We start from the raw sequence: 14,538 nt of genomic DNA, 5'->3' as shown, positions 1-14,538 counted from the left end.
GACACTTGCAAACGTAAGCCCAAGGTAAATTGCCGGTAAAGGCGCTTTGCTAAACACCGGCCAGTGCTTATCTTTCAGCCTTCTGAAAAAGATCCCCTCGCGCCCAATGGTTGATCACTCCATGCAATCCTCCGTTTCCCGCAACTCCCGTCGCTGGCTGCTCGGCCTGCTTGTCCTGTTGGCCATCGTCGGCCTGTGCTGGAAGTTCTGGCCGGCCTCGACCACCCCAAAGGATGCCACCGGGCAAAAGGCCGCGGCCGGACACACCGGTCGCAGCGGGTCTATGCGGCCGGGGTTTGGCGGCGCGAGCGGGCCGATCCCGGTGCGGGTGGCGCCGGCCACGCGCGGGGACTTCGCGCTGTATTACAAGGCGCTGGGCACCGTCACCGCGCTGAACACCATCAATGTGCGCAGTCGGGTGGCCGGTGAGCTGGTCAAGGTGGCCTTCGAGGAAGGGCAGATGGTCAAGGCCGGCGACCTGCTGGCGGAAATCGACCCGCGGCCTTACCAGAACGCCTTGCTCCAGGCCGAAGGCACGCTGTTGCAGAACCAGGCGCAACTGAAGAACGCCCAGGTCGACTACGAGCGTTATCGCGGCCTGTATGCCCAGGACAGTATCGCCAAGCAGACCCTGGACACCGCCGCGGCGCTGGTCGGCCAGTACCAGGGTACGGTCAAGACCAACCAGGCGGCGGTCAACGACGCCAAGCTCAACCTCGAATTCACCAAGATCCGCGCGCCGATCACCGGCCGCGTCGGCCTGCGCCAGCTGGACGTCGGCAACCTGGTGGCGGCCAACGACACCACCGCGCTGGCGATCATCACCCAGACCCAGCCGATCAGCGTGGCCTTCACCCTGCCGGAGAACAACCTGAGCAGGGTGCTGGAGCGTTATCGCAGCGGCGCCAGGCTGCCGGTGGAAGCCTGGGACCGCGGTGACCAGGCGCTGCAGGCCAGCGGTGTGCTGCAAAGCCTCGACAACCAGATCGACACCACCACCGGCACCCTGAAGTTCAAGGCGCGCTACGAGAACCGCGACCAGGCGCTGTTCCCCAACCAGTTCGTCAACGTGCGCGTGCTTGCCGACACTCTGAAAAACGTGGTGCTGGCGCCGTCGGCGGCGATCCAGTTCGGCACCAACGGCACCTTCGTCTATGCCCTGGACGGCGCCAACAAGGTCAAGATCCGCCAGCTGCAGGTCGGCGACAGCAACGGCGATTCCACCGTGATCAAGGCCGGCCTGGAAGCCGGCGACCGCGTGGTGCTGGAAGGCACCGACCGCCTCAAGGACGGCAGTGAAGTGGAAGTGGTCAACACCACCGAAGAAGTGCCGGCCACTCCGACCCAGCACCTGCAGGGCAAGCCGGCCAGTTCGGCGACCACGCCGGCCACCGAGACGCCGGCGGGCAAGGTCGGCGCATGAATATCTCGCGGCTGTTCATCCTCCGTCCGGTAGCCACCACCCTGAGCATGCTGGCCATTGTCCTGGCCGGCCTGATCGCCTATCGCCTGTTGCCGGTCTCGGCGTTGCCCCAGGTCGATTACCCGACCATCCGGGTGATGACCCTGTACCCCGGCGCCAGCCCCGACGTGATGACCAGCGCGGTCACCGCGCCCCTTGAGCGCCAGTTCGGGCAGATGCCCGGCCTGACCCAGATGGCCTCCACCAGCTCCGGTGGCGCCTCGGTGCTGACCCTGCGCTTCAACCTCGACATCAATATGGATGTCGCCGAGCAGCAGGTGCAGGCGGCGATCAACGCCGCGACCAACCTGCTGCCCACGGATCTGCCGGCGCCGCCGGTGTACAACAAGGTCAACCCGGCGGACACCCCGGTGCTGACCCTGGCCATCACCTCCAAGACCATGCTGCTGCCCAAGCTCAACGACCTGGTCGATACCCGCATGGCGCAGAAGATCGCGCAGATCAGCGGCGTCGGCATGGTCAGCATCGCCGGCGGCCAGCGCCAGGCGGTGCGGATCAAGGTCAACCCCGAGGCCCTGGCGGCCAACGGCCTCAACCTGTCGGACGTGCGCACCCTGATCGGCGCCTCCAACGTCAACCAGCCCAAGGGCAACTTCGACGGCCCGACCCGGGTGTCGATGCTCGACGCCAACGACCAGCTGACCTCGCCCAAGGATTACGCCGAGCTGATCCTGGCCTACAAGAATGGCGCGCCGCTGCGCCTGAAAGACGTCGCGCAGATCGCCGGCGGCGCCGAGAACGAACGCCTGGCGGCCTGGGCCAATGAGAACCAGGCGGTGCTGCTGAATATCCAGCGCCAGCCCGGGGCCAACGTGATCGAGGTGGTGGACCGGATCAAGGCGCTGCTGCCGAGCATCACCGACAACCTGCCGGCGGGCCTTGACGTCACCGTGCTCACCGACCGCACCCAGACCATCCGCGCCTCGGTCACCGATGTGCAGCACGAATTGCTGATCGCCATCGCCCTGGTGGTGATGGTGACCTTCCTGTTCCTGCGCCGGGCCAGCGCCACGGTGATCCCGTCGATCGCCGTGCCGCTGTCGCTGATCGGCACCTTCGGCGTGATGTACCTGGCGGGCTTCTCGGTCAACAACCTGACCCTGATGGCCCTGACCATCGCCACCGGCTTCGTGGTCGACGACGCCATCGTGATGCTGGAGAACATCTCGCGCTTCATCGAGGAGGGCGACAGCCCGATGCAGGCCGCGCTCAAGGGCGCCAAGCAGATCGGCTTCACCCTGGTGTCGCTGACCCTGTCGCTGATCGCCGTATTGATCCCGCTGCTGTTCATGGCCGACGTGGTCGGGCGGCTGTTCCGCGAATTCGCCATCACCCTGGCGGTGGCGATCCTGATTTCCCTGGTGGTGTCCCTGACCCTGACGCCGATGATGTGCGCGCGCCTGCTCAAGCGTGAACCCAAGGAGCAAGAGCAGGGCCGGTTCTACCGGGCCAGCGGAGCCTGGATCGACTGGCTGATCGCCAGCTACGGGCGCCGCTTGCAGTGGGTGCTCAAGCACCAGCCGCTGACCCTGCTGGTGGCCGTCGGCACCCTGGCACTGACCGTGTTCCTGTATATGGTGGTGCCCAAGGGCTTCTTCCCGGTGCAGGACACCGGGGTGATCCAGGGCATTTCCGAAGCGCCGCAGTCGGTGTCCTTCGCCGCCATGAGCCAGCGTCAGCAGGACCTGGCGAAAATCATCCTGGCCGACCCGGCGGTGCAAAGCCTGTCGTCCTATATCGGGGTCGACGGCGACAACGCCACCCTCAACAGCGGCCGGCTGCTGATCAACCTCAAGCCGCACCGCGAACGCGACCTCAGCGCCGCCGAGGTGATCGCGCGCATCCAGCCCCAGGTCGACCAGTTGGTGGGCATCCGCCTGTTCATGCAGCCGGTGCAGGACCTGACCATCGAGGACCGGGTCAGCCGCACCCAGTACCAGTTCAGCCTGTCGTCGCCGGATGCCGATCTGCTGGCCCTGTGGAGCGGGCGCCTGGTGGATGCCCTGACCCACAGGCCGGAGCTGACCGACGTCGCCAGCGACCTGCAGGACAAGGGTTTGCAGGTGTACCTGGTGATCGACCGCGACGCCGCTTCGCGCATCGGCGTCTCGGTGTCGAACATCACCGACGCGCTGTACGACGCCTTCGGCCAGCGGCAGATTTCCACCATCTACACCCAGGCCAGCCAGTACCGCGTGGTGTTGCAGGCCCAGGCCGGGGAAACCATCGGCCCGCAGGCGCTGGAACAGATCCATGTGAAAACCACCGACGGCGGCCAGGTGCGGCTGTCGAGCCTGGCCCGGGTCGAGGAGCGCCAGGCGCAACTGGCCATCGCCCATATCGGCCAGTTCCCGGCGGTGATGATGTCGTTCAACCTGGCGCCCGGCGTGGCCCTGGGCGAGGCGGTGAACGTCATCGAACAGGTGCAGCAGGACATCGGCATGCCGGTGGGCGTGCAGACCCAGTTCCAGGGCGCGGCCCAGGCGTTCCAGGCCTCGCTGTCGAGCACCTTGCTGCTGATCCTGGCGGCGGTGGTGACCATGTACATCGTGCTCGGGGTGCTCTACGAGAGCTACATCCACCCGATCACCATTCTCTCCACGCTGCCGTCGGCGGCGGTGGGCGCCTTGCTGGCGCTGATCCTCAGCGGCAACGACCTGGGCATGATCGCGATCATCGGCATCATCCTGCTGATCGGCATCGTCAAGAAGAACGCGATCATGATGATCGACTTCGCCCTCGACGCCGAACGCAACCAGGGCATGGCCCCGGAGCAGGCGATCTACCAGGCGGCGCTCCTGCGTTTCCGGCCGATCCTGATGACCACCCTGGCCGCGCTGTTCGGCGCCGTGCCGCTGATGCTGGCCACCGGTTCCGGTGCCGAACTGCGCCAGCCCCTGGGCCTGGTGATGGTCGGTGGCCTGTTGCTGAGCCAGATCCTGACCCTGTTCACCACACCGGTGATCTACCTGTACTTCGACCGCCTGGGTCGGCGCTGGCGTTCGGCGCCTGAGCCCGCGGAGCCGGTAGAGCAGCCATGAACCTGTCCGGACCCTTTATCCGCCGGCCGGTGGCCACCATGTTGCTGAGCCTGGCGATCATGCTCCTGGGCGGTGTCAGCTTCGGCCTGCTGCCGGTATCGCCGCTGCCGCAGATGGACTTCCCGGTGATCGTGGTCCAGGCCAGCCTGCCGGGGGCCAGCCCCGAGGTGATGGCGTCCACCGTGGCCACGCCCCTGGAGCGTTCCTTCGGCGCAATCGCCGGGGTCAACACCATGAGCAGCCGCTCCAGCCAGGGTTCGACCCGGGTCATCCTGCAATTCGACCTGGACCGCGACATCAACGGCGCGGCGCGGGAAGTGCAGGCGGCGATCAACGCCTCGCGCAACCTGCTGCCCAGCGGCATGCGCAGCATGCCCACCTACAAGAAGGTCAACCCGTCCCAGGCGCCGATCATGGTGCTGTCGCTGACCTCCGATGTGCTGGAGAAGGGCCAGCTCTACGACCTGGCCTCGACCATCCTGTCCCAGAGCCTGTCCCAGGTGTCCGGGGTGGGCGAGGTGCAGATCGGCGGCAGTTCGCTGCCGGCGGTGCGCATCGAGCTCGAGCCGCAGTTGCTCAACCAGTACGGCGTGGCCCTCGACGATGTGCGCAAGACCATCGCCGAGGCCAACGTGCGCCGGCCCAAGGGCTCGGTGGAGAACAGCGAGCAGATGTGGCAGGTGCAGGCCAACGACCAGCTGGAGAAGGCCAAGGATTACGAGCCGCTGATCATCCACTACAAGGACGGCGCGGCCCTGCGCCTGAAAGACGTGGCCAAGGTCAGCGACGGCGTCGAGGACCGCTACAACAGCGGCTTCTTCAACGACGACGCGGCGGTGCTGCTGGTGATCAACCGCCAGGCCGGGGCCAACATCATCGAGACGGTCAACGAGATCAAGGCGCAACTGCCGGCGTTGCAGGCGGTGCTGCCAGCCAGCGTCAAGCTCAACCTGGCGATGGACCGTTCGCCGGTGATCAAGGCCACCCTGCATGAGGCCGAGATGACCCTGCTGATCGCCGTGGCCCTGGTGATCCTGGTGGTCTACCTGTTCCTCGGCAATCTGCGCGCCTCGCTGATCCCGACCCTGGCGGTGCCGGTGTCGCTGGTGGGCACCTTCGCGGTGATGTACCTGTACGGTTTTTCCCTGAACAACCTGTCGCTGATGGCGCTGATTCTCGCCACCGGGCTGGTGGTGGACGACGCCATCGTGGTGCTGGAGAACATTTCCCGGCACATCGACGAAGGCATCGCGCCGATCAAGGCGGCCTACCTGGGAGCCAAGGAAGTCGGCTTCACCCTGTTGTCGATGAACGTCTCGCTGGTGGCGGTGTTCCTGTCGATCCTGTTCATGGGCGGGATCATTCAAAGCCTGTTCCGCGAATTTTCCATCACCCTGGCGGCGGCCATAGTCGTATCCCTGGTGGTGTCCCTGACCCTGACCCCGATGCTCTGCGCCCGCTGGCTCAAGCCCCATGTGCCGGGCCGGGAGAACGGCCTGCAGCGCTGGAGCCAGCACGCCAACGACTGGATGGTGGCCAGATACGCCAGCAGCCTGGACTGGGTGCTGCGCCACAAGCGCCTGACCCTGCTCAGCCTGTTCGTGACCATCGGCGTCAACATCGCGCTGTACGTGGTGGTGCCCAAGACCTTCATGCCGCAGCAGGACACCGGCCAGTTGATCGGTTTCGTGCGTGGCGACGACGGCCTGTCGTTCACCGTGATGCAGCCGAAGATGGAGATCTTCCGCCGCGAAGTGCTCAAGGACCCGGCGGTGGAGAGCGTGGCCGGTTTCATCGGTGGCAATAACGGCACCAACAACGCCTTCATGCTGGTGCGCCTCAAGCCGATCAAGGAACGCAACATGTCCGCGCAGAAGGTCATCGAGCGCCTGCGCAAGGAAATGCCCAAGGTGCCCGGGGCCCAGCTGATGCTGATGGCCGACCAGGACCTGCAGTTCGGCGGCGGTCGCGAGCAGACCACCTCGCAGTATTCCTACATCATCCAGAGCGGCGACCTGGGGGCGTTGCGCGAGTGGTACCCGAAAGTGGTCACCGCGCTGCGTGCCTTGCCGGAGCTGACCGCGATCGACGCCCGCGAAGGGCGGGGGGCCCAGCAGGTGACCCTGGTGGTCGACCGCGACCAGGCCAAGCGCCTGGGGATCGACATGAACATGGTCACCGCGGTGCTCAACAACGCCTACAGCCAGCGGCAGATTTCCACCATCTACGACAGCCTCAACCAGTATCAGGTGGTGATGGAGGTCAACCCGAAATACGCCCAGGACCCGGTCACCCTCAACCAGGTGCAGGTGATCACCGCCGATGGCGCGCGGGTGCCGCTGTCGACCATCGCCCACTACGAAAACAGCCTGGAAGACGACCGGGTCAGCCACGAAGGCCAGTTCGCCTCGGAAAGCATTTCCTTCGACATGGCCGAAGGGGTGACGGTGGAGCAGGGCACGGCGGCCATCGAACGGGCGATCGCCAAGGTCGGCATGCCCGAAGACGTGATCGTCAAGATGGCCGGCACCGCCGATGCCTTCGCCGCGACCCAGAAGAGCCAGCCGTTCATGATCCTCGGCGCGTTGCTGGCGGTGTACCTGGTGCTGGGCGTGCTCTATGAAAGCTACATTCACCCGCTGACCATTCTCTCCACGCTGCCGTCGGCCGGGGTCGGCGCCTTGCTGTCGATCTACGTGCTGGGCGGCGAGTTCAGCCTGATCTCGCTGCTGGGGCTGTTCCTGCTGATCGGCGTGGTGAAGAAAAACGCCATCCTGATGATCGACCTGGCGTTGCAGCTGGAGCGTCACCAGGGCCTGGGCCCGCTGGAGTCGATCCGCAGCGCCTGCCTGCTGCGCCTGCGGCCGATCCTGATGACCACCCTGGCGGCGATCCTCGGCGCCTTGCCGTTGCTGCTCGGCAGCGCCGAAGGCGCGGAAATGCGCCAGCCCCTGGGCCTGACCATTATCGGCGGCCTGGTCTTCAGCCAGGTCCTGACCCTCTACACCACCCCGGTGGTCTACCTCTATCTCGATCGCCTGCGCCATAAGTTCAACCACTGGCGTGGGGTCCGTACCGATGCCGCTCTGGAAACGCCGCTATGACTGACTGTTCGCCACGCAACCTTCCTCAGCGCCTGGCCCTGGCCCGCGGCTCGCGGCTGTTGAGCCTGAGCTTGAGCCTGGCGCTGCTCAGCGCCTGCGCCATTGGCCCGGACTATCAGCGCCCGCAAGTCGCCGAGCCCGCGCAATACAAGGAAGCGGCGGGCTGGCGCCAGGCCAGCCCCAGCGATTCCCTGGCCCGCGGCGCCTGGTGGGAGCTGTACGGCGACCGCCAGCTCAACGGCCTGATCGACAAGCTCAACAGCGCCAACCAGAGCGTGGCGCAGTCCGAGGCCCAGTACCGCCAGGCCCAGGCCCTGGTGCGCAGCGCCCGTGGCTCGCTGTTCCCCACGGTGGACCTGAGTGCCGGCAAAACCCGCGCCAGCCAGGGCACCGGCAGCAGCAGTTCGGCCCTGAGCAGCTCCTCCAGCGGCATTCGCGATACTTACAACACCCAGCTTGGGGTGAGCTGGGAGGCGGATGTCTGGGGCAAGCTGCGCCGCGGCCTGGAAGCCAACGAAGCCAGCGCCGAGGCCAGCTTCGCCGACCTCGCGGCGATGCGCCTGAGCCAGCAGTCGGAGTTGGTGCAGAACTACCTGCAACTGCGGGTCATGGACCAGCAGAAGCGCCTGCTCGAAGCCACGGTGGCGGCCTACCAGCGCTCGCTGACCATGACCGAGAACCAGTACCGCGCCGGTGTGTCCGGCAAGGACGCGGTGGCCCAGGCGCAAACCCAGCTGAAAACCACCCAGGCCGACCTGATCGACCTGATCTGGCAGCGCGCCCAGCTGGAAAACGCCATAGCGGTGCTGATCGGCCTGCCGCCGGCCGAGTTCAGCCTGGCCGAGACCCAGGACATCCCGGCCTTGCCCCAGGTGCCGCTGAGCCTGCCGTCGCAGCTGCTGGAACGGCGCCCGGACATCGCCTCGGCCGAGCGTTCGGTGATCGCCGCCAACGCCAATATCGGCGTGGCCAAGGCTGCCTATTACCCGGACCTGACCCTGAGCCTGGCGGGCGGCTACAGCAGCAGTACCTACGCCGACTGGATCAGCCTGCCGAACCGCTTCTGGTCGGTGGGGCCGAAACTGGCCATGACCCTGTTCGACGGCGGCCAGCGTTCGGCGGAAGTCGACCGCACCGAGGCGGCCTACGACCAGACCGTGGCCAAGTACCGCCAGACCGTGCTCGACGGCTTTCGCGAGGTGGAGAACTACCTGGTGCAGCTCAAGGTCCTGGAAGACGAGGCCGCGGTGCGCCAGCAGGCCCTGGATTCGGCGCGCGAGTCGTTGCGCCTGACCGAGAACCAGTACAAGGCCGGGGTGATCGCCTACCTGGACGTGGTGGTGGTGCAGGCCACGGCGTTGAGCAACGAACGCAGCGTGCTGACCCTGCTGCAAAGCCGGCTGGTCACCAGCGTGCAACTGATCGCCGCCCTCGGCGGCGGCTGGGACGGCCAGCTGCAGGCCAGCAAGGAGTAACAGGCTGAATCCGCGATCCGCCCGGGTTTACGGTCGCTGCCTGACCTCTGTAGCCGCTGCCGAGCCCGCGAGGCTGCGAACGGTTCGCGCAGCGACCGCAAACCCTGAATCCGCGCTCCATCTGGTCTCACACCTTGTCCGCTTTGCGAGCGCTACGCGCTCGATCGCAGGCTGCGCCAGCGGCTACATCGATAGCGGCGTCCCTGGCGTTGTGTCACCGTTGCCAGCGGTCGAGTCGCTGTAACCGGTTTGTTTTATCAACCGGCTACTTTCGTCCGACTGATGGCTTTTTGCTTACTTTGTGAGTGTGTTTCTATACGCAAGCAGTACAATTGCGCCTTTTTACCGCCGGGCATGGACGCTTCCGGCTAACGCCACGAGACGTTCATGCTCATCGGTACCTACTCTCCCGCCCTGGTTCTGATTTCCCTGTTTGTGGCGATTCTCGCCTCTTACACTGCGCTCGACCTGACCGGTCGCATCGCCACCACGCGTGGTCGGGCGGCGTTGCTGTGGATGGCCGGAGGCGCCCTGGCCATGGGCATCGGGGTGTGGTCGATGCACTTTATCGGCATGCTCGCTTTCAGCCTGCCCATCGACCTGGGCTACGACACTGGCATCACCGCGCTGTCGCTACTGATTTCCGTGCTGTCCTGCGGTTTCGCCCTGTGGCTGGTGAGCCAGCAGAGCCTGCCGCTCTGGCAGCTGGCCTTCGGCGCGCTGATCATGGGCGCCGGGATCAGCGCCATGCATTACACCGGCATGGCGGCGATGCGCATGCAGCCGGGCATCGACTACGACCCGAGCCTGTTTGGCGCCTCGCTGCTGATTGCCGTCGGCGCCTCGGCCGCGGCACTGTGGATCGCCTTTCACCTGCGCCGTAATACCCCTTATGTACGCCTGGCCCGTTGTGGGGCCGCGGTGGTGATGGGCATCGCCATTGTCGGCATGCACTACACCGGCATGGCCGCGGCGCGCTTCGCCGACGGCAGTTTCTGTGGCGCGGCGGTGGACGGCCTGAGCGGCAAGGGCCTGGACAACCTGGTGCTGATCACCACCCTGGCGGTGCTGGTCATTGCCTTATTGACTTCGGTACTCGACGCGCGCCTGGAAGCGCGCACCGCGGTGCTCGCCGAGTCGCTGACCGTGGCCAACCGCGAGCTGACCCAACTGGCGCTGCACGACACCCTGACCGGCCTGCCGAACCGCACGCTGCTGGCCGACCGTATCGACCAGGCGATGCAGCGGGTGACGGAGCAGGGCGGTTGTTTCGCGCTGATGTTCATCGACCTGGACGGCTTCAAGCCGGTCAACGATGCCTTTGGCCATCACATGGGCGACCAGTTGCTGCGCGAGGTGGCGGTGCGCCTGCGCGAAGACCTGCGCAGCCAGGACACCCTGGCGCGGATCGGCGGCGACGAGTTCGTGCTGCTGGTGCAACTGAACGAGGCGGACGATGCCTTGCGCCTGGCCGCGCGCCAGGTGGGCCTGATCGGCCAGGCGTTCCGGGTCGCCGAACACGAGTTGCAGATCTCCGCCAGCGTCGGCATCGCGGTGTACCCGGGCAACGGCCTGACGCCCCAGGAACTGCTGATGAACGCCGATGCGGCGATGTATCACGCCAAGGGCACCGGCAAGAACGGCTACAGCTTCTTCGACGCCTCGATGAACAGCGACGCGCGCCGGCAACTGCAACTGTTGCAGGACCTGCGCCATGCCGTCGAGCACGGCGAGTTCCGGCTCTATTACCAGCCCAAGTTCGATGCCACCAACGGCTTGCCGGTGGGCGCCGAAGCCTTGTTGCGCTGGGAGCACCCGCAACTGGGGCTGCTGCTGCCGGACACGTTCATTGACCTTGCGGAAAAGACCGGGCTGATCATCCCCATCGGTGAGTGGGTGCTCAACGAGGCCTGCCGGCAGATGCGCGAGTGGTACAGCGAAGGTTATGAAGGCTGGCGGATCGCGGTGAATATCTCCGCGTTGCAGTTCTGCCATGCCGGGCTGGTCGACAGCGTGGCCAAGGCGCTGAGCCTGCACCGCTTGCCGGCCAACAGCCTGACCCTGGAGATTACCGAGACCACGGCCATGAGCGATGCCGATGCCAGCATGACTGTGCTCAAGCAACTGGCGGAGATGGGCGTGGACCTGTCCATCGACGACTTCGGTACCGGTTATTCGAGCCTGATGTACCTCAAGCGCCTGCCGGCCAACGAGTTGAAGATCGACCGCGGCTTCGTCCGCGACCTGGAGCACGACAGCGACGACGCGGCGATCGTCTCGGCCATCGTCGCCCTGGGTCGGGCCCTGGGCTTGCGGATCGTCGCCGAGGGCGTGGAAACCGACGTGCAGCAGACCTTCCTGACCCAGTTGGGCTGCGATTCGCTGCAAGGCTATTTCCTCGGCCATCCGCTGCCGGCCGCACGGTTCATGCAGAACATCCATCAGGCCGAACAGCTGGCGCTCTGAGCGCGTCGAACGCCTGCCTGCTTCGCAGGTTCGCAGCCTTCGGCAGCGGCTACAGCGCGTCTGTAGGAGCGAGGCTTGCCCGCGATGACGATGGACCAGACGGTAGAAAATCCCAAGACCGTGCTACCGCAGTAACATCACGGCCGTGCCGGCCGATCGCAGCCTGCGGCAGCGGCTACATCGATCGCGTTTTAGCCAACTCCTGTAGCCGCTGCCGAGCCTGCGAGGCTGCGTCCGGTCTGGGCGGCATTCCGACGCAGCGAGCACAAACCCCAAGCCCGCGATCTGCCTGGATAGACACGCCGACCGGCGATCAGCCAGGGGGCGGATGACGGCCCCGAGAAGGTTTGCAACGCTCGCCGCAGGGTGTTTAATTGCTGGCGTTCAAAGATCAGCGAGGGAGTTGGCAGCATGGACAAAGTCATCCTCATCACCGGTGGCGGCCGCGGTATTGGCGCGGCCACCGCGCTGCTGGCCGCGCAACAGGGCTATCGCATCTGCATCAACTACCAGGCCGACGAACAGGCGGCCTTCCAGGTGCTGGAGCAGGTACGCGGCCTGGGCGCCCAGGCGATTGCCGTGCGGGCCGATGTCAGCATCGAGGACGAAGTGATCGCCCTCTACCAACGGGTCGACGCCGAACTGGGGCGGGTCACCGCGCTGGTGAACAACGCCGGGACCGTCGGGCAGAAGTCGCGGCTCGACGAAATGTCCGAATTCCGCATTCTCAAGATCCTCAAGACCAACGTGCTCGGGCCGATCCTCTGCGCCAAGCACGCGGTGCTGCGCATGTCGCCAAGGCATGGCGGGCAGGGCGGCAGCATCGTCAATGTGTCCTCGGTCGCCGCCCGCCTGGGCGCGCCCGGCGAGTACATCGACTACGCCGCCTCCAAGGGGGCGCTGGACACCTTCACCATCGGCCTGTCCAAGGAAGTCGCCGGCGAAGGCATCCGCGTCAACGGCGTGCGCCCGGGCTACATCTACACCGACTTCCATGCCCTGAGCGGCGACGCCGACCGCGTCAGCAAGCTGGAATCCGCCATCCCCATGGGCCGCGGCGGCCGTCCGGACGAGGTGGCGGAGGCGATCATCTGGCTGCTGTCGGACAAGGCCTCGTATTCCACCGGGACCTTTATCGACCTGGGCGGCGGCCGCTGAGAGCCTCACGCGTGTAGCCGCTGCCGAGCCCGCGAGGCTGCGATCGACTGCGCAGCAGTCGCAAGGCCGGACAGCGCGCCTGTCCAGACAAATCGCAAGTTCAGGATTTGCGGTCGCTATGTCGGAGTGCCGCCCAAACCGACTGCAGCCTCGCAAGTTCGGCAGCGGCTACAGGGGAGCGCGATCGGTGTAGCCGCTGCCGCAGGCTGCGATCGGCCCGGAACGGGACGTGCTCTTGAGGCCGTCGAAGGTCCTGCGGACCTTGTCGCAGCTTCGCGGAGCTCGGCCATCTGCGCGGCTACAGGTTCCACGTTTACGTGGAGCGCTGGCCCGGCTTCAGAACGACCGCACGATCCTGCCCAGGGTTTCCATGGCCTGTTCCGCCGCTTCGTTCCACGGGCTGCCGTAGTTGAGGCGGATGCAGTTTCGAAAGCGCTGGGTCGGCGAGAAGATCGGTCCCGGGGCGATGCTGATGCCCTGGGCCAGGGCCATCTGGAACAGCTTCAACGAATCCATCTGCGCTGGCAGTTCCAGCCACAGGAAGTAGCCGCCGGCCGGCTGGCTGACCCGGGTCTGCGCCGGGAAGTAGCGGGCGATGGCGGCGAGCATGGCGCTCTGCTGTTCTTCCAGGGCATAGCGCAGTTTGCGCAGGTGGCGGTCGTAGCCGCCGTGTTGCAGGTAGTCGGCGATGGCCGCCTGGGCCGGCATCGAGGCGCACAGCGAGGTCATCAGTTTCAGCCGTTCGATCTTCTGCGCGTAACGCCCGGCGGCGACCCAGCCGATGCGGTAACCCGGGGCCAGGCTCTTGGCGAACGAGCCGCAATGCATCACCAGGCCCTCGGTGTCGAAGGCCTTGGCCGGTTTCGGCGCCTGCTGGCCGTAATACAGCTCGGCGTAGACGTCGTCCTCGATCAGCGGCACCTGATGGCTGCGCAGCAACGCCACCAGTTCCTGCTTCTTCGCCTCGGGCATGGTCGCGCCCATGGGGTTCTGGAAGCTGGTCATGCACCAGCAGGCCTTGATCGGGTGCCGTTCCAGGGTCTGCGCCAGCACCCCCAGGTCGATGCCGTCCCGCGGGTGCACGGGGATTTCCACCGCCTTGAGTTTCAGGCGCTCCAGCACTTGCAGGCTGGCATAGAAGGCCGGGGCCTCGATGGCCACCAGGTCGCCGGGTTCGGTCACCGCCTGCAGGCACAGGTTCAGGGCTTCCAGGGCGCCGTTGGTGATCAGCAGTTCTTCCATGGGCAGCATCAGCCCGCCAACCATGTAGCGCAGGGCGATCTGCCGGCGCAGCTGCGGGTTGCCCGGCGACATGTCGGTGACCACTACCCGTGGGTCCATCTCGCGGCTGGCGCTGGCCAGGGAACGCGACAGGCGCTGCAGCGGGAACAGGGTCGGGCTGGGAAAGGCCGAGCCGAACGGCACGGTGGTCGGGTCCTTGATCGAGTCCAGCACCGAGAACACCAGTTCGCTGACATCGACTTCGGTGGACTCGTTGACCTGGCTGCTGATCACCGGCTCCGAGAACGGGCTCGGCGCATGGGTGTTGACGAAGTAGCCGGAGCGCGGCCGGGCGCGGATCAGGCCGCGGCGTTCCAGCAGGTAATAGGCCTGGAACACCGTGGACGGGCTGACCCCATAGGTCTGGCTGGCATAACGTACCGAAGGTACGCGCTGGCCGGGGCCGAGCACCCCGGAGCGGATCAGTTCTGCGATGTCGTCGGCGAATTTTTCGTAGCGTTTCATGGGGCGGCTCGGGTTGGAGGCTGCGGTGGCTGAGCGATTTATCGCGAGCAAGCTCGCTCCTACAA

General features: G+C 66.0%; 7 protein-coding genes. 6 read left to right on the top strand and 1 reads right to left on the bottom strand.

Annotated elements, in window-relative coordinates; translation table 11 throughout:
• The first annotated feature begins 106 nt into the window (after window positions 1-106).
• The 6 genes from PMI20_RS16470 to PMI20_RS16445 all read left to right on the top strand — a co-directional run bounded on the left by PMI20_RS16470 (window position 107) and on the right by PMI20_RS16445 (window position 12,727).
• Window positions 107-1,423, top strand: coding sequence for an MdtA/MuxA family multidrug efflux RND transporter periplasmic adaptor subunit (locus tag PMI20_RS16470; RefSeq protein WP_007927662.1), 1,317 nt, complete (start codon window positions 107-109; stop codon window positions 1,421-1,423).
• Complete coding sequence (locus PMI20_RS16465; RefSeq protein ID WP_007927661.1) at window positions 1,420-4,524, top strand: MdtB/MuxB family multidrug efflux RND transporter permease subunit; 3,105 nt, start codon at window positions 1,420-1,422, stop codon at window positions 4,522-4,524. The genes PMI20_RS16470 and PMI20_RS16465 overlap by 4 nt, the downstream gene beginning before the upstream one ends.
• On the top strand, window positions 4,521-7,628 hold the full coding sequence (locus PMI20_RS16460; protein WP_007927659.1) for an efflux RND transporter permease subunit: 3,108 nt from the start codon (window positions 4,521-4,523) through the stop codon (window positions 7,626-7,628). Before PMI20_RS16465 ends, PMI20_RS16460 begins: the two co-directional genes overlap by 4 nt.
• Window positions 7,625-9,103, top strand: coding sequence for an efflux transporter outer membrane subunit (locus PMI20_RS16455; protein WP_007927657.1), 1,479 nt, complete (start codon window positions 7,625-7,627; stop codon window positions 9,101-9,103). The genes PMI20_RS16460 and PMI20_RS16455 overlap by 4 nt, the downstream gene beginning before the upstream one ends.
• Before the next feature lie 387 nt (window positions 9,104-9,490).
• Complete coding sequence (locus PMI20_RS16450; protein WP_007927655.1) at window positions 9,491-11,569, top strand: putative bifunctional diguanylate cyclase/phosphodiesterase; 2,079 nt, start codon at window positions 9,491-9,493, stop codon at window positions 11,567-11,569.
• Between the two features lie 411 nt (window positions 11,570-11,980).
• Entirely contained in the window at window positions 11,981-12,727 is a 747-nt protein-coding gene (locus PMI20_RS16445) for an SDR family oxidoreductase (RefSeq protein ID WP_007930965.1), read from the top strand.
• Window positions 12,728-13,063: 336 nt separating this feature from the next.
• Here the strand turns inward: PMI20_RS16445 and mapR are convergent, their stop codons facing one another.
• Window positions 13,064-14,473: a GntR family transcriptional regulator MpaR gene (gene mapR, locus PMI20_RS16440; RefSeq protein WP_007930974.1), complete on the bottom strand. Its 1,410-nt coding sequence runs from the start codon at window positions 14,471-14,473 to the stop codon at window positions 13,064-13,066.
• Between the last annotated feature and the right edge of the window lie 65 nt (window positions 14,474-14,538).

The organism is Pseudomonas sp. GM17 (genome assembly GCF_000282175.2).
In the GTDB taxonomy this organism is placed as follows: Bacteria; Pseudomonadota; Gammaproteobacteria; order Pseudomonadales; family Pseudomonadaceae; genus Aquipseudomonas; species Aquipseudomonas chlororaphis.
Note: the sequence above shows the minus strand (reverse complement) of the source record. Positions and strands in the feature narration are given on the sequence as shown.

Coding starts and splice junctions, on each gene's coding strand:
- PMI20_RS16470 (WP_007927662.1), top strand. CDS start 107: ATGGTTGATCACTCCATGCAATCCTCCGTTTCCCGCAACTCCCGTCGC.
- PMI20_RS16465 (WP_007927661.1), top strand. CDS start 1,420: ATGAATATCTCGCGGCTGTTCATCCTCCGTCCGGTAGCCACCACCCTG.
- PMI20_RS16460 (WP_007927659.1), top strand. CDS start 4,521: ATGAACCTGTCCGGACCCTTTATCCGCCGGCCGGTGGCCACCATGTTG.
- PMI20_RS16455 (WP_007927657.1), top strand. CDS start 7,625: ATGACTGACTGTTCGCCACGCAACCTTCCTCAGCGCCTGGCCCTGGCC.
- PMI20_RS16450 (WP_007927655.1), top strand. CDS start 9,491: ATGCTCATCGGTACCTACTCTCCCGCCCTGGTTCTGATTTCCCTGTTT.
- PMI20_RS16445 (WP_007930965.1), top strand. CDS start 11,981: ATGGACAAAGTCATCCTCATCACCGGTGGCGGCCGCGGTATTGGCGCG.
- mapR (WP_007930974.1), bottom strand. CDS start 14,473: ATGAAACGCTACGAAAAATTCGCCGACGACATCGCAGAACTGATCCGC.